Raw genomic sequence first — 16,968 nt, 5'->3', positions numbered from 1 at the left:
GTACGACCCGATGCCCCACGGGCAGCCCGAGGTGGGCGTCGGGCCGTGGTCCGGAGCGTGGCCGGAGGGCCCCGGCAGCGAGGTGTACGACGAGCAGCTGCTGCGCGAGGGAGACCGCCGCAATGTCGTCGACCGCTACCGGTACTGGAGTGTCGAGGCGATCGTCGCCGACCTCGACCGCCGCCGGCACGGCTTCCACGTCGCCATCGAGAACTGGCAGCACGACTTCAACATCGGCACCATCGTCCGCTCCGCCAACGCCTTCCTCGCGGCCGAGGTCCACATCGTCGGCAACCGCCGGTGGAACCGCCGGGGCGCGATGGTCACCGACCGCTACCAGCACGTGCGCCACCACCCGAGCGTCGCCGAGCTGCACGCCTACCTCGCCGCCGACGGGATCCCGCTGCTCGGCATCGACAACCTCCCCGGCTCCGCCCACCTGGAGACGATGCAGATCCCCGAGCGGGTCTGCTTCCTCTTCGGGCAGGAGGGTCCGGGGCTGTCGGAGGCCGCGCGCGAGGCGTGCGACGGGACCTTCTCGATCGCCCAGTTCGGCTCGACCCGGTCGATCAACGCCTCCGCGGCGGCCGCGATCGCGATGCACGCCTGGGTCCGGCAGCACGCGGACCTGACCGGCGACACCGCCTGGAGGGGCTAGGCCGGCTCGGCCGCGTCGGCCTCCTCCAGCCGGCCGCGCAGCGCGCTCAGCCCGCGCGCGGTGTGGCTCTTGACCGTGCCCTCGGCGATGCCGAGCTCGGCCGCCACCTCGGCGACCGGCAGCCCCAGCCAGTGCCGGAGCAGGACCGCGGCCCGCTGCTGCGCCGGCAGGGTCTGCAGCGCGGCGACGAGCGAGGTGCGGTCCTCGACGGACAGCCCGCCCGGCGCCACCACCTCGGGCAGGACGTCGGCCGGGCGCTCGCGGCGTACTGCTCGGCGGGACTCGTCGATCGCCGCATTGAGCAGGATCTTGCGCGCGTAGGGCTCCTCGGTCCCGCTGCGCGCGACCCGCGGCCACGCGACGTACAGCCGGACCAGCGCGACCTGGACCAGGTCGTCGGCCCGGTGCCAGTCGCCGCACATGCCGTAGGCGATCCGGCGCAGCTGGTCGCGGCGGGCCGCGACGAACTCGGTGTATGCCGCCTCGCGCTCGGCACGCCTCATCGGGCGGTCCCCGCCATCCGGTCCTTCTGGTGGGCGAGCCAGCCGGCGAGGTCGTCGTAGCCGGACTCGGCCGGCGTCTCGGCCACCCCGCCGCCGGTGCTCGAGCCGGGGTCGCCGGCCACGGCCGCGTGGCGGTAGAGCAGCACCCACACGATGTCGCCGCCCTTGCGCAGCGCGAGCCCCACCGAGGAGGTGACCTGCTGCGACCCGTCGACCAGGCCGTCGACCAGGCCGTCGACCAGGCCGTCGACCGGGCCGTCGACGCGCTGGTAAACCTCCCAGCCGTCGCGGATGAGGACCTCGCTGTCGTCCTGCGGGTCGTAGCCCGCGGGGAACACGTCCTTCAGGCCCGAGGTCGGGGCGAGGCCCTCCTCGGAGACCCCCGCCGCGACCAGCACCGAATGGTCGCTGCCCTGCCCCCCGCCGAACTGTGAGGTCACCGCCACGCCGGCTCCGCCGACGACCAGCGCGAGCGCCAGGACGGCGCCCCCCGCGGCCAGCCGGCGACGTCGTACGGCGTGGCGACCGGCGCCGATCGTCGTCCGGACGTCGAAGGTCGGGGGCGGCGGCGCGGCGCCGAGCTCGGCGTCCAGCCGCTCGATGATCTCCTGCATGGCTCCTCCGTCGGGTGGGGACTCACTCAACCAGGGATACGCACGCCGACTCCGATCGGTTGTCACGGTAGGTTGAGACGGTCGTAACCGGACCTCGCGCAGGAGCCACCCAGCATGCCCATCGCCACTCCCGAGAAGTACGCCGAGATGCTCGACGCCGCGAAGGCGGGCTCGTTCGCCTTCCCGGCCATCAACGTCACCTCCTCGCAGACCCTCAACGCGGCGCTCAAGGGCTTCGCGGACGCCGGGTCCGACGGCATCGTCCAGGTGTCGACGGGCGGCGCGGAGTACCTCTCCGGCCCCTCGATCAAGGACATGGTCTCCGGCTCGGTCGCCTTCGCGGCCTACGCCGCCGAGGTCGCGAAGAGCTACCCGGTCAACATCGCGCTGCACACCGACCACTGCCCCAAGGACAAGCTCGACGGCTTCGTCCGCCCGCTGCTGGCCATCTCGGCCGAGCGCGTGGCCCGCGGTGAGGCGCCGCTGTTCCAGTCGCACATGTGGGACGGCTCCGCCGTACCGCTCGACGAGAACCTGCAGATCGCCGAGGAGCTGCTCGCCAAGGCCGCGGCCGCGCGCGTGATCCTCGAGATCGAGGTCGGCGTCGTCGGCGGCGAGGAGGACGGCATCGTCGGCGCGATCGACGAGAAGCTCTACACCACCCCCGAGGACGCCCTCGCCACCGTGCGCGCGCTCGGCATCGGCGAGAAGGGTCGCTACCTGACGGCCCTCACCTTCGGCAACGTGCACGGCGTCTACAAGCCGGGCAACGTCAAGCTCCGTCCCGAGATCCTGCGCGACGCGCAGGCCGCGATCGTCGCCGAGCTCGGCCTCCCGGCCGGCTCCAAGCCGTTCGACCTGGTCTTCCACGGCGGCTCCGGCTCGTCGGCCGAGGAGATCGCCGCCGCCGTCGACTTCGGCGTGGTGAAGATGAACATCGACACCGACACCCAGTACGCCTTCACCCGGCCCGCCGCCGACCACATGTTCCGCAACTACGACGGCGTGCTGAAGATCGACGGCGAGGTCGGCGACAAGAAGGCCTACGACCCGCGCGCCTGGGGCAAGGCCGCCGAGGCCGGCATGGCCGCGCGCGTCGTCGAGGCGAGCGAGAACCTCCGCTCGGCCGGCAAGACCGTCGGCTGACGGTGACCGCGACCCTCCCCACCGCGGCGGACGTCGACCGGGCGGCCGCGCTGCTGGGCCCGGTGATCGCGCCGACCCCGCTTCAGCGCGCCGACCGGCTCTCGGCGCTGACCGGCTACGACGTCTGGCTCAAGCGCGAGGACCTCACCCCGGTCCGCTCGTACAAGGGCCGCGGCGCCTACACGGTCGTCGCGGGTCTCTCGGAGGAGGAGCGCTCGCGCGGCGTGACCTGCGCCAGCGCCGGCAACCACGCCCAGGGCGTCGCCTTCGCGTGCGCCCGGGCCGGCGTCCACGCCACCATCTTCCTGCCGCGCACCACGCCGCGGCAGAAGCGCGACCGGGTCGCCGCCCTCGGCGGTGACCAGGTCGAGGTCGTCATCGCCGGCGAGGCGTACGACGACGCCGCGGTCGCCGCGGCCGACTTCGCCGCGGCCTCGGGCGCGACCGCCGTACCGGCGTTCGACCACCCCGGCATCGTCGCCGGTCAGGGCACCGTCGCGGCCGAGATCCTCGCCCAGTCGGCCGAGCTCGGCTGGCAGCCGGACGCCCTCGTGCTGCCGGTCGGTGGCGCGGGACTCATCGCCGGCTGCCTCACCGTCCTCGGCGAACGTCTGCCCGGCGTCCGCGTGGTCGCCGCGGAGCCCTCCGGCGGCGCCTCGCTCGCCGCGGCACTCGACGCCGGCGGCCCGGTCGAACTCGACAGCGTCGACCCGTTCGTCGACGGCGCCGCGGTGCGCCGGGTCGGTGACCTGACCTACCGCGCCGTCGCGGCCTCCCGCACGCTCGTCGACCTCTCGGTCGCCGCCGTCCCCGAGGGCCTGATCTGCGTCGAGATGCTCGACCTCTACCAGGTCGACGGCATCATCGCCGAGCCCGCCGGCGCCCTCGCGCCCGCCGCGCTGCGCGTCGACGGCGGCCTGCCCGGGCTCGAGGGACTCGCCCCCGGCAGCCGGGTCGTGGTCGTCGTCTCCGGTGGCAACAACGACGTCTCGCGCTATGCGGACATCGTCGAGCGGGCCCTCGTCTTCGAGGGGCTCAAGCACTACTTCCTCATCGAGTTCCCGCAGGAGCCGGGCGCGCTGCGCCGCTTCCTCGACGACGTGCTCGGGCCCGACGACGACATCACGCTCTTCGAGTACACCAAGCGCAACAACCGCGAGACCGGCCCGGCGCTGGTCGGCATCGAGATGCAGTCGCGGCACGACCTCGACGGGCTGCTCGCCCGGATGGAGGAGTCGCGGCTGCGCGTGGAGATCGTGCCGCCGGACAGCCCGCTGTTCGGCTTCGTGCTGTCCTGACCGGCCTCAGCGACCCTCGGCCGGTGCGCCCTGGGGTGCCGCGGCCGCGGCGGCGTGCCCGCCGAAGCCCTCGTGGCGCGGCCGCTCGTAGAACATCACGGCGATCAGGCCGACGACGTACATCGCGGTCGGCAGCCACAGCGACTGCTGCATCGCCTTGCTGAACAGCTCGGCGACGTGGGGGTCGCGGATCTGGGCGGCGCCGGCGTCGCCGTGGGCGGCGGCGCCGGGGAGGTAGTGGGCGAGCCGGCTGTCCATGAGGACGGCGATCGCCGCCGCGCCGAGCACCGAGCCGACCTGACGGGTGGCGTTGTAGACGCCCGCGCCGGCGCCGGCGAGGCTCATCGGCAGGTTGCGGTTGGCGGTGGTGGCGGTGGGCGCCCAGATGAAGGCGTTGCCGACGCCGATCACGCCCATCGGGACGGCCAGCTCCCAGACCGCGACGCCGGGGGAGAGCCGCCAGGTGAGCAGCAGGAACCCGAGCAGCGCGGTGGCGAACCCGAAGCCGAGCACGCGACGCGGGTGCAGCCGGTCGCTGAGCGAGCCGACCAGACGGGCCAGGAAGATCGACATGACCGCCATCGGCACCATCAGCAGCGCCGCCTGCAGCGGCGAGTAGCCGCGGACGGCCTGGGCGTAGAGCATCAGCGGGAAGCCGAAGGAAGCCGCGATCGCGCCCATGCAGGTGATCGCGGCGTTGGAGACGGTGAAGTTGCGGTCGCGGAAGAGGCTGAGCGGCACCAGCGGCTCGGCGCGGTTGAGCCGCTGCCAGACCAGGAAGAGGACCAGCAGCACGACGCCGCCGGCGATCATCGCGATGATCCAGCCGGCCCAGTCCTTCTGGTGGCCCTCCTGGATGCCGAAGCAGAGCAGGAACATCGCGCTGCCGGACAGCACCACGCCGAGCCAGTCGAACCGATGGGCATGGGTGGGCAGCGCCGGCACCTTGAGCACCGCCATCACGAAGGCGACGATGCCGACCGGGATGTTGACGAAGAAGATCCACTCCCAGCCGAGGCTGTCGGTGAGCACCCCGCCGAGCACCGGGCCGACGACGAGCGCGACGCCCGCGGTCGCGCCCCAGATCGCCATCGCCTGGCCGCGCGAGGCGGCCGGGAAGATGCGGGTGATGATCGCCATCGTCTGCGGGGTCATCATCGACGCGCCGAGCCCCTGCACCACGCGCGCGAGGATGAGCGCGCCGACGGTGGTGGTCAGGCCGCACCACAGGGAGGCGAGGGTGAAGACCGTGAGGCCGGCGAGGTAGATGTACTTCGAGCCGAACCGGTCGCCGAGTCGCCCGGTGATGAGCACCGGCACGGCGTAGGCGAGCATGTAGGCGCTCGAGACCCACACCACGTCGTTGACGGAGGCGTCGAGCTTCTCGATGATCGTCGGCGTCGCGACGGTCACGATGGTCAGGTCGACCAGGATCATGAAGAAGCCGATCACCAACGCCCACAGGGCCGGCCAGGGGCTGGCCGACTCAGCAGGCGTGGTCGCGGCCTCCGGGATGGGTGCGCTGCTGGTCATGGACTCCAGTCAACACCTGACCACCGACACAAACCCACGGGCACCGGCACCGGCACCGGCCCCCGGCCGCCGCGGCGTGCGCGTCACAATGAGCTCATGAGCATCACGCCCGGCGCTGACCTGATGGCCGGCCCCCCGCCCACGCACCTGCCCGTCGACCCCGCCGCCGAGCTGCTCGCGGCCGGGGAGGCCCCCGCGTCCGTCGTACGACGCCTGCCGGCCTCGCCCCTCGCCTGGGCCACGCTCGCCGAGGAGGCGCAGCGCCGGCTGGACGGCGGCGACGAGAGCGTCGACTGGGTCACGATCTACGCCTACGCCCGCGTCGGCTACCACCGCTCGCTCGACATGCTGCGCCGCAGCGGCTGGAAGGGCCACGGCCCCGTGCCGTGGGAGCACGAGCCCAACCGCGGCTTCCTGCGCGCGCTCGGCCTGCTCGCCGTCGCCGCCCGCGCGATCGGCGAGACCGACGAGTGGGAGCGCTGCGCGACCTTCCTGCGCGACTCCAGCCCCACGGCGTACGACGCGCTCCTGGGCTGACGCCCGGAATCACCCGTCGCTGCGACTTCCGAAACCGCATGTAACTCGGTGTCCGTGGATCTGGCTGGGTGTCATGACCGGTAACGACACCCAGCCAGATGACGGACGACCGTGGTAGTTGCCGACGACCGGAGCGGACGCCGAGCGGGTTGTCCACAGGCTCCGAGAACGTTCTTGGCTGAAGGCCCGGATCGGCGCAGGCTTCGGTGGCATGACCCCTCGTGTCCACGCCCGCATCGCGGCCGGCGGCGGAGTGATCCGGCGCTTCCAGCTACTCGACCTCGGCGTCTCTCCCTCGGAGATCCGTCGCCTCATCAACGCCGGAGCGCTTGTCCGCCTGCGCCGCGGCGTCTACACGTCGCGTGAGCTGTGGGAATCACTCGACGAGTACGTCGACCGCCCGCTGCTCCTCGCCCGAGCCGCGATCGCGACCATGCAGCGCGGGTGGGTGCTCAGCCACGACTCCGCCGCCCACGCGTGGGAGCTGCCCATCCTCCGTCCGGCCGTGCCGCTCGTCCACGTCACCCGGCCCGGGTTCACCAACGCGTGGACGGAGTACGGCGTACGCCACCACCTCGCCCGCTTCTCGTCGCGCCAGGTGCAACAGGCCGCCGGCCTGCCGGCGCTCGACCTGGCGCGCACGGCGGTCGACATCGCCCGTGAGCGGGGTGTGGCCGACGGGGTCGTAGCCTGCGACGCGGCGATGCAGCGCGGTGTGACGCGGGGCGATCTCGAGGACGCGTACGCCATCATGGCGTTCTGGCCGGGAGTACGCGCTGCTCGCGAGGCCGTCGATCTCGCCGATCCGGGGGCCGAGAGCGTCCATGAGTCGCTCACCCGTCTACTGGTGATCGACGCAGGCCTCGGAACGCCGGAGACCCAGTTCCCGGTGCGGACCGCCGCCGGTGTCCGCTGGTGCGACCTGCGCGTCGGCAACCACATCGTCGAGGCCGACGGCCACACCAAGCTGCGCCCGGTCGCCGAGGGTGGTGTGGCCCCGCGGCCGGCCCACGAGGTCGTCGCGGAGGAGCGCAAGAGGGAGCGGTTGCTGAAGGACGAGGGCCTCGGTGTGAGCAGGGTCTACTGGGAGGACCACTGGGGTGCGCGCCGTGCCGTCGCCATCCGGCGGCTGCAACGCGAGGCGGCCGAGACCGCGGCGTTGCACGGCGCCGAGCTCAGCGAACGGCTGGCACGCGAGGCCGACCTGATCCGAGCTGAGTACGGCGAGCGCCGGCGGCGGCCGGGGATGCCGGCGTAGGGCGCACGCCCCGCGGCGCGGTCGTGCGCCGGGTGCGGCGTCGCCTGCCAACGCGTTGCGTCGTGCACCGCGGTGCTCGGTCATCTGCCGCGGTGTTGGGGCATCTGCCACGGCGCTGCGTCAACTGCCGCGGTGTTGGGGCATCTGCCGCGGTGTTGCGTCATCTGCCACGGCGCTGCGTCACCCACCACGGCGCTGCGTCACCCACCACGGCGCTGTTACCGGTCACAACCCCGTGGTGGCTCCACGAACACCGAGTTACATGGGCGCCGGCGACCACCGCTACCGCGCCGGCGGTCAGGCCGGCGTGAGCAGCGCGCGCACCCGCTCCGGTCCGAGCGCCGCGAACAGCGTGGGCAGGCGCGGGCCGCGCTCGGCGTCGACGAGCAGCTCGTAGAGCAGCTTGAAGAAGGCCTTCTGGTCGGCCTTGACCTCGTCGGTGGGGGCGTCGGTGATCGCCAGTCCGTGCGCGAGCTTCGGGACGCCGTAGATCAGGCCCGTGAGCTCGTCGGCGTCCTCGAAGGTCGCCGGGAGGCCGTCGAGCAGCAGCCCGAGCCAGCGGGACTCGTCGTCGCCGAGGGTCTTGAGCCGGTCGAGGTCGGCGGACTCGCGGACGGTGGTGCGGTCCTCGGGGTCGACGTACGACGTGATCCAGGTGGCGGCCTTCTCGAGCCGGGGCTCGAGCTCGGCCTCGGTGGCGCCGACCGTGCGAGCGGTGATCTCGCGCGAGCCCGCGGTGACGTCGGCGACCGACGACAGCATCCGGAACGGGACGACGACCGCCGGCGTCGGCAGCGTGCCGGCCGAGGAGGTCGCGGACGCCCGCTCCCAGGCGAGGACGGCGGCGTCGCGCTTGGCCGGGTCGGCGGCCTTCTTGGTCAGCGCGTCCCACTCGTCGTACAGGCGCAGGACCTCCTGGCCGAAGTCGACGTTGAACGCCTGCTTCGGCTGCCGGCGGACGTAGAGCCAGCGCAGGATCGGTGCCTCCAGGATCCGCAGCGCCTCGGCCGCGGTGGGCACGCCGCCCTTGGACGACGACATCTTCGGCATGCCGGCCACGCCGACGAAGGAGTAGCCGACGAAGGAGGGGGCGGAGCCGCCGAAGGTCGGGCCGACGATCGCCTTGCCGACGGTGTACGACGACCCGGGCGTCGCGTGGTCGACGCCGCCGGGCTCGAAGTGGACGTCCTCGTAGGTCCAGCGCATCGGCCAGTCGACCTTCCAGACCAGCTTGCCCTCGTCCTGGGTGGCGACGTTGGTGACGAAGGAGTCGCCGCAGACGTCGCAGGTGTAGGCGAGGTCGGTGGTCTCGTCGTCGTACGACGTCAGGGTCACCGTGTCGCGACCGCAGCCGCGGCAGTAGGGCTTGTAGGGGAAGCGGGCGAGGTCCTCGCTGGCGCCGTGGCCGGCGTCGTCGTCCTCGGCGGTCGACTCGGCGCCCTCGGCCTCACCCGCGACCTCACCGTCGACCGCGGGCGCGGCCTTCTTGGTGCGGAAGGTCGCCATCACCGACTCGATCTCGCCGCGCTTGCGGATCGCGGTGAGGATCTGCTCGCGGTAGGCGCCGGAGCGGTACATCTCGGTCTGGTCGACCTCGACCATGTCGCAGCCGAGGTCGGCGAGCGCGGCGCGCAGCGGCGCCTTGTAGCGCTCGGCCCAGTTGGCGAACTCGCCGGTCGGGTCGGGGACGGCCGACAGCGGGCGGCCGATGTGCTCGTTCCACGCGGGGTCGACGCCGGCCGGGACCTTGCGGAAGCGGTCGTAGTCGTCCCAGCTGTGCAGGTGGCGGACGTTGATGCCGCGACGGCGGATCTCCTCGGCCACGAAGTGCACGGTGAGGAACTCGCGCAGGTTGCCGAGGTGGATCGGGCCGGACGGGCTGATGCCGGACGCGCAGGTGATGAGGTCGGGCAGCGTGCCGCCGTTGACCGACTCGGCGTGCCGGAGCGCCAGGTCGGCGGTCCGGGTCACCCAGTCGCTGGGGTCCTGCTGCTGGTCGCCCTGCTGGTTGCGCTGTCCTCGTGCCACAGGCCAAGCCTAGGGTTCTCGGGGCTCGGCACCACCATCGCGTACGCCGCGGGCACGACCTGCCAGTTCCGCGATCTCACCGGCCCGTCGACCTCGCCGTCGCTGTTGCAGTCGAAGGGCGTCCCCGACACCCGGATCGTGCGGCCGCGCACGATCGTCGCGTCCTCGTGCTCCTCGTGCCGGGCGAAGGGGAGACGGAGCGCGTAGCCGAGCTTGGCGAGCGGTGACTCCGGGGTCGCGACGAGGACGTCGACCGCGCCGTCGTGCGGGTCGGCGTCGGGCGTCAGCTCGGTGCCGCCGCCCACGGACGCGCCGTTGCCGAGGGCGACCATGAGCACCGGACGGTCGACGTCGACGACGACCCGGTCGTCGACCTCCACGGTCAGCCGCAGGCGCGGGGGACGCAGGGCGGTCTGCAGCGCGCCGATCGGGTAGCCGATCCGGCCGAGCCGCTGCTTCCAGTAGGCGCCGCGCTTGCCGGCCTCCGCGCCGGCGCCGAGGTGGACGCTGTTGACGGTGACCCGGTCGTCCTCGTCGACGATGAGGTCGGTCGCGCGGGTGACGCCTCGGGCGATGACCTCGGCGGCCTCGGCCGGCTCGAGCGGGATGCCGAGGGTGCGGGCGAAGTCGTTGCCGGTGCCGAGGGGGATCAGACCGATCGTCGCCGTCCTCAGCTCGCCGCGGGCGTGAAGACCTTGGACGACGGCGTGGATGCTGCCGTCGCCGCCGGCCACCACGATGGTCCGGTCGCCGACGTCGGCCAGCACGTCGTCGAGCTCGTCGGGGGAGGACGTCGCGCGGACCTCGACCTCGGCGTGTGCGCGCAGCACGGCCAGGGCGGCGTCGACGGCCTCCCGGTCCGCCGTACCGGCGTCGCTGTTGGTGATCACCAGCATCCGCGTGGACATGCGCCCACCCTAGACATTCGGCAGTTGTTGCCCAGGTGAGCCGCGCCTGGCCGTGGTTGGATGCCGGGGCATGAGCACCTCCCGCCGCTGGACGGCCCGTGAGCTGATCGACCTGGTCCTCGACGACGGCTCGTACGAGTCCTGGGACACGCCGGTCGACATCAGCGGGCAGCGCGAGGAGTACCAGAAGGAGCTGCGCGCCGCCGCCGAGAGGGCCGGGACCGACGAGTCGGTGCTGACCGGGCGCGGGACGGTGCGGGGGCGGCCGGTGGCCTTCGTGGTCAACGAGTTCCGGTTCCTGGCGGGCTCGATCGGCGTGGCCGCCGCGACCCGCATCGCGGCCGCCGTACGACGGGCGACGGCGGAGGGGCTGCCGGTTCTGGCGAGCACGTCGTCGGGCGGGACCCGGATGCAGGAGGGGACCCGTGCGTTCGTGCAGATGGTCGAGATCTCGCGCGCGCTGATGGAGCATCGCGCGGCCGGCCTGCCGTATCTCGTCCACCTGCGCCACCCCACGACCGGCGGCGTCTACGCCTCGTGGGGCTCGCTCGGCCACATCACCGTCGCCGAGCCGGGCGCGCTCGTCGGCTTCCTCGGGCCGAAGGTGTTCGAGGCGCTCAACGGCCGACCGTTCCCCGACGGCGTGCAGCTCGCCGAGAACCTCGCCGCGAAGGGCGTCATCGACGCCGTCGTACCGGCCGAGGAGCTGCCGGCGCTGGTCGACCACGCGCTCGGCGTCCTCGTCGACCCGGCGGACGGGCAGACGCTGGAGCGCCGTACGCCGGTCGTGCCGGGAACCCCGCTCGACCACCCGGTCTGGGAGGACATCGAGATCACGCGTGCCGCAGGGCGGGTCGGCGTCCGCGACCTGCTGCGGTACGGCGGCTCGCACACGCTGCGCCTGCGTGGCACCGACGAGGGCGAGCGCGACGACACGGTCCTCATCGCCCTCACCCGGCTCGACGGCCGCCCGTGCGTCCTCGTCGGTCAGGACCGCTCGCGGCAGACTCCCGCCACCCCGATGGGCCCCGGCGCACTGCGCGAGGCCCGGCGGGCGATGGCGCTCGCCGAGGAGCTCCGCCTCCCGCTCGTCACCGTCGTCGACACCCCCGGCGCCGAGCTCTCGCCCGAGGCAGAGGAGGGCGCGATCGCGGGCGAGATCGCCCGCTGCATCGCCACCCTCGTCACGATGACCGTGCCGACCGTGTCGGTCATCCTCGGCGAGGGCTGCGGCGGCGGCGCGCTCGCCATGCTGCCCGCACAGACCGTCCTCGCCACCTCGCGCGGCTGGCTCTCGCCGCTGCCGCCCGAGGGCGCCAGTGTCATCGTCCACGGCGACCCGTCGCACGCCGCCGAGATGGCCGCGCAGCAGAAGGTCGGCGCACTCGACCTGCTCGCGGACGGCGACGTGCACGGCGTGGTGCCGGAGGTGGACGGTGACACGCCGGAGACGCTCGCGCGGGCGGTGGTCGCGGAGGTGGCGGCGCGGCTGGCCTCCTAGGCCTCTTGTAACTCGGTGTTCGGTGATCTACCTCGGCGAATCGTCAGCCACCACGGTGTTCGTGGTCTACCTCGGTGAATCGTCATCCACCACGGTGTCGTGACCGGTCATGACACCGTGGTGGAACACCGGACACCGAGTTACAAGCCCGGCCGGGGCGCGCGGTCAGGCGTCGGTGACGACCATGTCCTCGCCCGCCCAGAACGCCCGCATGCTGGTGATCTTCCCGTCGTCGTCGAACGTCATCACGTCGATCGGCGCCAGCGTGAACGTCTGGTCGCCGGCCTTGGTGGCCAGCTCGAACGAGAACGCCGCTTCGTTGCCCGCCACCCGCGCGAAGAGCAGCCGGCCGGTCTGCTCGAGGCTGTCGAGGGTGGCGTAGAAGGCGGCGATCTGCTCGCGGGTGGTGAGGACCTCGGAGCCGACGGGGTCCTCGACCGTGGCGCCGTCGGCGTACAGGGCGACGACGTCGGCGGACGCGCCGGTGGCGACGGTGTCGACGTAGGTCTGGATGGTCTCGAGGATGGTCTCCCGGCTGGCGCCCATGGCTGTCTCCTGGTGAGTAGGTCGAACGCGAAGTAGAACATGTTCTCGTTATGTCGAATCTAGCCGTCCGGTCGCGTTTTGGTAACGTGACGCCGCAAGAGCCCCGGTCCTTGCCGGGGCTCCTTGCTTGGAACCCACCACTTTGGGTGCGTTGAGCAGCCGTTCCGATCAGGCGGAGCGGAGGGACTCCGTCCCGAGCGAAGGAGCGAGCAGATGCCCGCAATCGTGATCGTCGGCGCCCAGTGGGGCGACGAGGGCAAGGGGAAGGCGACCGACCACCTGGGCAGCCAGGTCGACTACGTCGTCAAGTTCAACGGCGGCAACAACGCCGGCCACACGGTCGTCGTCGGCGACGAGAAGTACGCCCTCCACCTGCTGCCCAGCGGCATCCTCACGCCCGGCTGCACGCCCGTCATCGGCAACGGCGTCGTCGTCGACATCGACGTGCTCTTCCACGAGATCGACGGCCTCGAGGCCCGCGGCGTCGACACCAGCAGGCTCAAGCTCAGCGCCAACGCGCACGTGATCGCCGACTACAACCGGACGATCGACAAGGTCACCGAGCGCTTCCTCGGCTCCCGCCGGATCGGTACGACGGGCCGCGGCATCGGGCCGACGTACGCCGACAAGATGAACCGGATCGGCATCCGGGTCCAGGACCTCTTCGACGAGAAGATCTTGACCCAGAAGGTCGAGGGCGCCCTCGAGCTCAAGGGCCAGATCCTCACCAAGATCTACAACCGCCGCGCCCCCTCGGTCGAGCAGACCGTCGAGGGGCTGCTGGCGCACGCGGAGCGGCTCGCGCCGTACGTCTGCGACACCGGCCTGCTCCTCAACGAGGCGCTCGACCGCGACGAGGTCGTGCTGATGGAGGCCGGCCAGGCCACCCTGCTCGACGTCGACCACGGCACCTACCCGTTCGTGACGTCCAGCAGCGCGATCTCCGCCGGCGCGTGCACCGGCACCGGCATCCCGCCGACCCGCATCGACCAGGTCATCGCGATCGCCAAGGCCTACACGACCCGCGTCGGCGAGGGTCCGTTCCCGACCGAGCTGCACGACGAGAACGGCGAGTTCCTGCGCAAGGCCGGCTGGGAATACGGCACCACCACCGGCCGCCCGCGCCGCTGCGGCTGGATGGACACCGTCATCACCCGCTACGCCGCGCGCGTCAACGGCGTGACCGACTTCGTCCTCACCAAGCTCGACACGCTCACCGGCCTGGCCGAGCTCCCGGTCTGCGTCGCCTACGACGTCGACGGCGTCCGCCACGACGAGATGCCGGTCAACCAGACCGACTTCCACCACGCCGTCCCGATCTACGAGAACCTCCCGGGCTGGACCGAGGACATCTCCGGCTGCCGCTCGTTCGACGAGCTGCCGAAGAACGCCCGCGACTACGTCGAGTTCGTCGAGGCCCGGTCCGGCGCGCGGATCTCGGTCGTCGGCGTCGGCCCCGAGCGCGAGCAGGCCGTCGTCCGCCACCCGCTGCGCTGACGATCCCACCCCGCGACCCCTCCTAGGATCCTCCCGTGAAGACCCTCGTCATCGGCACCGGCGGCCGCGAGCACGCGCTCGCCCTCGCGCTCTCCCGCGACCCGGGGGTGAGCGAGGTCCACGCCGCCCCCGGCAACCCCGGCATCGGCGCCTTCGCCACGCTCCACCCGGTCGACCCGATGGACGGCGGCGCGGTCGCCGCGCTCGCCCAGGAGATCGGCGCCGACCTCGTCGTCGTCGGTCCGGAGGCGCCGCTCGTGGCGGGCGTCGCCGACGACGTCCGCGCGGCCGGGATCGCGGTCTTCGGGCCGTCGAAGGCCGCCGCGATGCTGGAGGGCTCCAAGGCGTTCTCCAAGGAGGTCATGGCCGCCGCGGGCGTCCCGACCGCCGGCTCGCGCACGTGCACCACGCCGGAGGAGGTGGCCGCGGCGCTCGACGAGTTCGGCGCGCCGTACGTCGTGAAGGACGACGCCCTCGCCGCCGGCAAGGGCGTGGTCGTCACCCGCGACCGCGACGAGGCGCTGGCCCACGCGGCCGGCTGCGGCCGGGTGGTCGTCGAGGAGTTCCTCGACGGCCCCGAGGTCTCGCTGTTCGCGGTCTGCGACGGCGCGACGGCCCACCCGCTCCAGCCGGCGCAGGACTTCAAGCGGATCTTCGACGGGGGCCGCGGGCCCAACACCGGCGGCATGGGCTCCTACTCGCCGCTCCCGTGGGCGCCCGCCGACCTTGCGTCCGTCGTCATGGAGCAGGTCGTCCAGCCGACCCTCGACGAGATGGCGCGCCGCGGCACGCCCTTCGTCGGCTGCCTCTACGTCGGCCTCGCGCTCACCGCGGCCGGTCCGCGGGTCATCGAGTTCAACTGCCGCTTCGGCGACCCCGACATCCAGCCCGTCCTCGCCGTCCTCGAGTCACCGCTGGGCGAGCTGCTGGCGGCCGCCGCCCACGGCTCGCTGGGGTCGGTGGCGGCCCCGGCGTTCCGCGACGCCGCGTCGGTCACCGTCGTCCTCGCCTCGGCGGGCTACCCGGAGTCGTCGTCGAAGGGCGACGTCATCACCGGCGTCGGTGCGGCCAACCTGGTCGCCGACGTCGACGTGATCCACGCCGGCACCGCGATCGTCGACGACGCGCTGGTCACCGCCGGCGGCCGCGTGCTCGCCGTCCGGGCGGTCGGCTACGACATCGCCGACGCGCGCTCGCGCGCCTATGCCGCGGCCGACCTGATCTCGTTCGACGGGCTGCAGCGCCGTACCGACATCGCGGCGGAGCCGCTCGGCGTCGTCGAGGGCGCCTCGCTCAAGGACGACTGACCGTGGCGCCGCTCGTCCGGCCGGCGGCCGAAGCCGACCTCGACGCGGTCGCCGCGATCTATGCCCACGAGGTCGCCCACGGCTACGCCACCTTCGACGTCGAGCCGCCACCGCGCGAGCGCTGGTCGGCCAAGCTCGCCTCGGCCCACGAGGGCGACCACTTCCTCGTCGCCGTCGTCGACGCCGAGGTCGTCGGCTTCGCCTACTCCGGCCCGTTCCGCGACCGCGGCGCCTACCACCACACCCGCGAGGTGACCGTCTACCTCGCCGCCGCGGCGACCGGCCGCGGCGTCGGCCGCCTGCTGTACGACGACCTGCTCGCCCGCCTCGCCGCCGCCGGCATGCGCACCGCCCTGGCCTGCATCGCCCTCCCGAACGACGCCAGCGAGGGCCTGCACCGGGCCTGCGGGTTCGAGCGGCAGGGGGTGCTGCGCGAGGTGGGGCGCAAGCACGGGCGGTGGATCGACGTCGTGTGGTGGCAGAAGATGCTCGCTTCCGACTGACCGCCGGCGGCGAAACCGCAGGTCAGCGCGTTGCCCGTGGACAACGCACGCCGCCGGTTTCGGCGGCGGTGTTGCCGGGTGAGTCTTCCCCGTGCCCGACGGTCGGGTCATGATGGGGAAGGAGTGGTCCGGTGTGTCCGTCTCGGGGTCAGGAGTTCGTGTGGAGGTCGTCGAGCCCGTCCAGCGCGTCGCCCGCAGGCTTGCGAACCTCTTCGACTCCGTCGACGGCCTTGACGGCTCGTCCTCGGGCAACATCAGGCTGGCCCGCAACCGGGTTCGGATCGCCGACGCCTACGCGACGACCCGGCCCGAGGGGCTCTTCGTCGACGACCCGGTGCTCGTGGTCGAGGTGCTGTCCCCGAGCACGCGTGCGGAGGACCTGCTCCGCAAGCCGCACGACTACGCCGCGGCCGGCATCGGCCAGCTCTGGATCGTCGATCCCGCCCAGCGCTGGCTCGAGGTCCGCACCCTCGTCGACGGTTCCTGGCACACCCTGGCCCGCTTCGACGAGGCCCGTCCCTTTGGCGAGGTCGCGATAGGGGAGCATGGCGTCGTGACCGTCGACCTTCTCGGCCTGCTCGATGACTGACACGCCCCGTTCGGCCGCACCCGCGGGCGTCGAGACGCCGCGCCTGCGCCTGGTCCTCTGGGACGCCGCGACCGTCGCCGACATCCGCGAGGGGCGGCGTCGTCCCGACTGGCACCCGGAGTTCCCGCGCGAGGACGACCGGGGCGCGGCGACGCTGTGGCACGACGGCGATCCGTGGGGTCCGCGGTCGATCGTGTCGCTCAAGCAGCAGATCGTGATCGGCTCGATCGGCTTCTTCGGGCCGCCCGAGGAGGCCGACGACGGGGTGCCCGAGGTCGAGGTCGGCTACGGCCTGGTGGGGCCGGCGCGGGGCTACGGGCTGGCCACCGAGGCGCTCGGGGCGCTGCTGGCGCGGGCCGACGCGGCGGGGGTGCGGGTCCGGGCGTCGATCGCCCCCGACAACGCCGCGAGCCTGCGGGTCGCGGCCAAGGCGGGGTTCACCGGCGTCCGCGGCACGACCGAGGACGGCGAGATGGTCCTGGTCCGCGCCCTGCGTTGAGGTGGCGCTGAGTCACGCTTCCGGCGCCAACCGTGGGAGAATC

17 protein-coding genes are annotated in these 16,968 nt (G+C 72.8%); 11 read left to right on the top strand and 6 right to left on the bottom strand.

Annotation, left to right across the window (positions count from 1 at the left end; all coding sequences use genetic code 11):
• The first annotated feature begins 10 nt into the window (after positions 1-10).
• On the top strand, positions 11-658 hold the full coding sequence (locus AB4880_RS20960; protein WP_367921241.1) for a TrmH family RNA methyltransferase: 648 nt from the start codon (positions 11-13) through the stop codon (positions 656-658).
• Here AB4880_RS20960 and AB4880_RS20955 read toward each other — a convergent pair.
• Both AB4880_RS20955 and AB4880_RS20950 read right to left on the bottom strand, forming a co-directional pair.
• Complete coding sequence (locus AB4880_RS20955; protein WP_367921152.1) at positions 655-1,161, bottom strand: SigE family RNA polymerase sigma factor; 507 nt, start codon at positions 1,159-1,161, stop codon at positions 655-657. The genes AB4880_RS20960 and AB4880_RS20955 overlap by 4 nt on opposite strands.
• Complete coding sequence (locus AB4880_RS20950) at positions 1,158-1,775, bottom strand: hypothetical protein (protein WP_367921151.1); 618 nt, start codon at positions 1,773-1,775, stop codon at positions 1,158-1,160. Before AB4880_RS20950 ends, AB4880_RS20955 begins: the two co-directional genes overlap by 4 nt.
• Positions 1,776-1,889: 114 nt before the next feature.
• On the opposite strand from AB4880_RS20950, the gene fbaA reads away from it, so the two are divergent.
• Both fbaA and ilvA read left to right on the top strand, forming a co-directional pair.
• Positions 1,890-2,921: a class II fructose-bisphosphate aldolase gene (fbaA, locus tag AB4880_RS20945; protein WP_367921150.1), complete on the top strand. Its 1,032-nt coding sequence runs from the start codon at positions 1,890-1,892 to the stop codon at positions 2,919-2,921.
• A gap of 2 nt (positions 2,922-2,923) precedes the next feature.
• Positions 2,924-4,219: a threonine ammonia-lyase IlvA gene (gene ilvA / locus AB4880_RS20940; protein ID WP_367921149.1), complete on the top strand. Its 1,296-nt coding sequence runs from the start codon at positions 2,924-2,926 to the stop codon at positions 4,217-4,219.
• Positions 4,220-4,225: 6 nt separating this feature from the next.
• Here ilvA and AB4880_RS20935 read toward each other — a convergent pair whose 3' ends face one another.
• Positions 4,226-5,752 (bottom strand): MDR family MFS transporter, encoded by a 1,527-nt coding sequence (locus AB4880_RS20935; RefSeq protein ID WP_367921148.1) that lies wholly within the window; start codon positions 5,750-5,752, stop codon positions 4,226-4,228.
• 96 nt (positions 5,753-5,848) lie between these two features.
• On the opposite strand from AB4880_RS20935, the gene AB4880_RS20930 reads away from it, so the two are divergent.
• Both AB4880_RS20930 and AB4880_RS20925 read left to right on the top strand, forming a co-directional pair.
• Positions 5,849-6,289 (top strand): DUF3151 domain-containing protein, encoded by a 441-nt coding sequence (locus AB4880_RS20930; protein WP_367921147.1) that lies wholly within the window; start codon positions 5,849-5,851, stop codon positions 6,287-6,289.
• A gap of 211 nt (positions 6,290-6,500) precedes the next feature.
• The gene (locus AB4880_RS20925) at positions 6,501-7,547 is read left to right on the top strand and encodes a type IV toxin-antitoxin system AbiEi family antitoxin domain-containing protein (RefSeq protein WP_367921146.1); all 1,047 of its coding nucleotides are present in this window, start codon (positions 6,501-6,503) and stop codon (positions 7,545-7,547) included.
• Between the two features lie 297 nt (positions 7,548-7,844).
• Here AB4880_RS20925 and lysS read toward each other — a convergent pair whose 3' ends face one another.
• Positions 7,845-9,575: a lysine--tRNA ligase gene (lysS, locus tag AB4880_RS20920; RefSeq protein WP_367921145.1), complete on the bottom strand. Its 1,731-nt coding sequence runs from the start codon at positions 9,573-9,575 to the stop codon at positions 7,845-7,847.
• Positions 9,515-10,483 carry a diacylglycerol/lipid kinase family protein gene (locus AB4880_RS20915; RefSeq protein WP_367921144.1) on the bottom strand — a complete coding sequence of 323 codons (969 nt, stop codon included), beginning with the start codon at positions 10,481-10,483 and terminating at the stop codon, positions 9,515-9,517. The genes lysS and AB4880_RS20915 overlap by 61 nt, the downstream gene beginning before the upstream one ends.
• A gap of 70 nt (positions 10,484-10,553) precedes the next feature.
• Here AB4880_RS20915 and AB4880_RS20910 point away from each other — a divergent pair, with 70 nt between their 5' ends.
• Positions 10,554-11,984: a carboxyl transferase domain-containing protein gene (locus AB4880_RS20910; protein WP_367921143.1), complete on the top strand. Its 1,431-nt coding sequence runs from the start codon at positions 10,554-10,556 to the stop codon at positions 11,982-11,984.
• 165 nt (positions 11,985-12,149) lie between these two features.
• Here the strand turns inward: AB4880_RS20910 and AB4880_RS20905 are convergent, their stop codons facing one another.
• Entirely contained in the window at positions 12,150-12,530 is a 381-nt protein-coding gene (locus AB4880_RS20905) for a nuclear transport factor 2 family protein (protein WP_367921142.1), read from the bottom strand.
• A gap of 213 nt (positions 12,531-12,743) precedes the next feature.
• On the opposite strand from AB4880_RS20905, the gene AB4880_RS20900 reads away from it, so the two are divergent.
• From AB4880_RS20900 to AB4880_RS20880, 5 genes are all read left to right on the top strand, one after another.
• Positions 12,744-14,027 (top strand): adenylosuccinate synthase, encoded by a 1,284-nt coding sequence (locus AB4880_RS20900; RefSeq protein ID WP_367921141.1) that lies wholly within the window; start codon positions 12,744-12,746, stop codon positions 14,025-14,027.
• 35 nt (positions 14,028-14,062) lie between these two features.
• The gene (gene purD / locus AB4880_RS20895) at positions 14,063-15,334 is read left to right on the top strand and encodes a phosphoribosylamine--glycine ligase (protein ID WP_367921140.1); all 1,272 of its coding nucleotides are present in this window, start codon (positions 14,063-14,065) and stop codon (positions 15,332-15,334) included.
• A 2-nt stretch (positions 15,335-15,336) separates the two neighbouring features.
• Positions 15,337-15,837 (top strand): GNAT family N-acetyltransferase, encoded by a 501-nt coding sequence (locus AB4880_RS20890; RefSeq protein ID WP_367921139.1) that lies wholly within the window; start codon positions 15,337-15,339, stop codon positions 15,835-15,837.
• Between the two features lie 160 nt (positions 15,838-15,997).
• Positions 15,998-16,426 (top strand): Uma2 family endonuclease, encoded by a 429-nt coding sequence (locus AB4880_RS20885; RefSeq protein WP_367921138.1) that lies wholly within the window; start codon positions 15,998-16,000, stop codon positions 16,424-16,426.
• Positions 16,419-16,925 carry a GNAT family N-acetyltransferase gene (locus tag AB4880_RS20880; protein ID WP_367921137.1) on the top strand — a complete coding sequence of 169 codons (507 nt, stop codon included), beginning with the start codon at positions 16,419-16,421 and terminating at the stop codon, positions 16,923-16,925. Before AB4880_RS20885 ends, AB4880_RS20880 begins: the two co-directional genes overlap by 8 nt.
• The last annotated feature ends 43 nt before the right edge of the window (positions 16,926-16,968 follow it).

Source organism: Nocardioides ginsengisoli, from assembly GCF_039537225.1.
Taxonomy (GTDB): Bacteria; Actinomycetota; Actinomycetes; order Propionibacteriales; family Nocardioidaceae; genus Nocardioides; species Nocardioides ginsengisoli.
The sequence above is the reverse complement of the archived record's forward strand: the minus strand, read 5'-3'. Positions and strand labels throughout refer to the sequence as shown.

What these genes read in the sequence shown, in the direction of transcription:
- AB4880_RS20960 (WP_367921241.1), top strand. Translation starts at nt 11, where the DNA reads ATGCCCCACGGGCAGCCCGAGGTGGGCGTCGGGCCGTGGTCCGGAGCG.
- AB4880_RS20955 (WP_367921152.1), bottom strand. Translation starts at nt 1,161, where the DNA reads ATGAGGCGTGCCGAGCGCGAGGCGGCATACACCGAGTTCGTCGCGGCC.
- AB4880_RS20950 (WP_367921151.1), bottom strand. Translation starts at nt 1,775, where the DNA reads ATGCAGGAGATCATCGAGCGGCTGGACGCCGAGCTCGGCGCCGCGCCG.
- fbaA (WP_367921150.1), top strand. Translation starts at nt 1,890, where the DNA reads ATGCCCATCGCCACTCCCGAGAAGTACGCCGAGATGCTCGACGCCGCG.
- AB4880_RS20935 (WP_367921148.1), bottom strand. Translation starts at nt 5,752, where the DNA reads ATGACCAGCAGCGCACCCATCCCGGAGGCCGCGACCACGCCTGCTGAG.
- AB4880_RS20930 (WP_367921147.1), top strand. Translation starts at nt 5,849, where the DNA reads ATGAGCATCACGCCCGGCGCTGACCTGATGGCCGGCCCCCCGCCCACG.
- AB4880_RS20925 (WP_367921146.1), top strand. Translation starts at nt 6,501, where the DNA reads ATGACCCCTCGTGTCCACGCCCGCATCGCGGCCGGCGGCGGAGTGATC.
- AB4880_RS20915 (WP_367921144.1), bottom strand. Translation starts at nt 10,483, where the DNA reads ATGTCCACGCGGATGCTGGTGATCACCAACAGCGACGCCGGTACGGCG.
- AB4880_RS20910 (WP_367921143.1), top strand. Translation starts at nt 10,554, where the DNA reads ATGAGCACCTCCCGCCGCTGGACGGCCCGTGAGCTGATCGACCTGGTC.
- AB4880_RS20905 (WP_367921142.1), bottom strand. Translation starts at nt 12,530, where the DNA reads ATGGGCGCCAGCCGGGAGACCATCCTCGAGACCATCCAGACCTACGTC.
- AB4880_RS20900 (WP_367921141.1), top strand. Translation starts at nt 12,744, where the DNA reads ATGCCCGCAATCGTGATCGTCGGCGCCCAGTGGGGCGACGAGGGCAAG.
- AB4880_RS20880 (WP_367921137.1), top strand. Translation starts at nt 16,419, where the DNA reads ATGACTGACACGCCCCGTTCGGCCGCACCCGCGGGCGTCGAGACGCCG.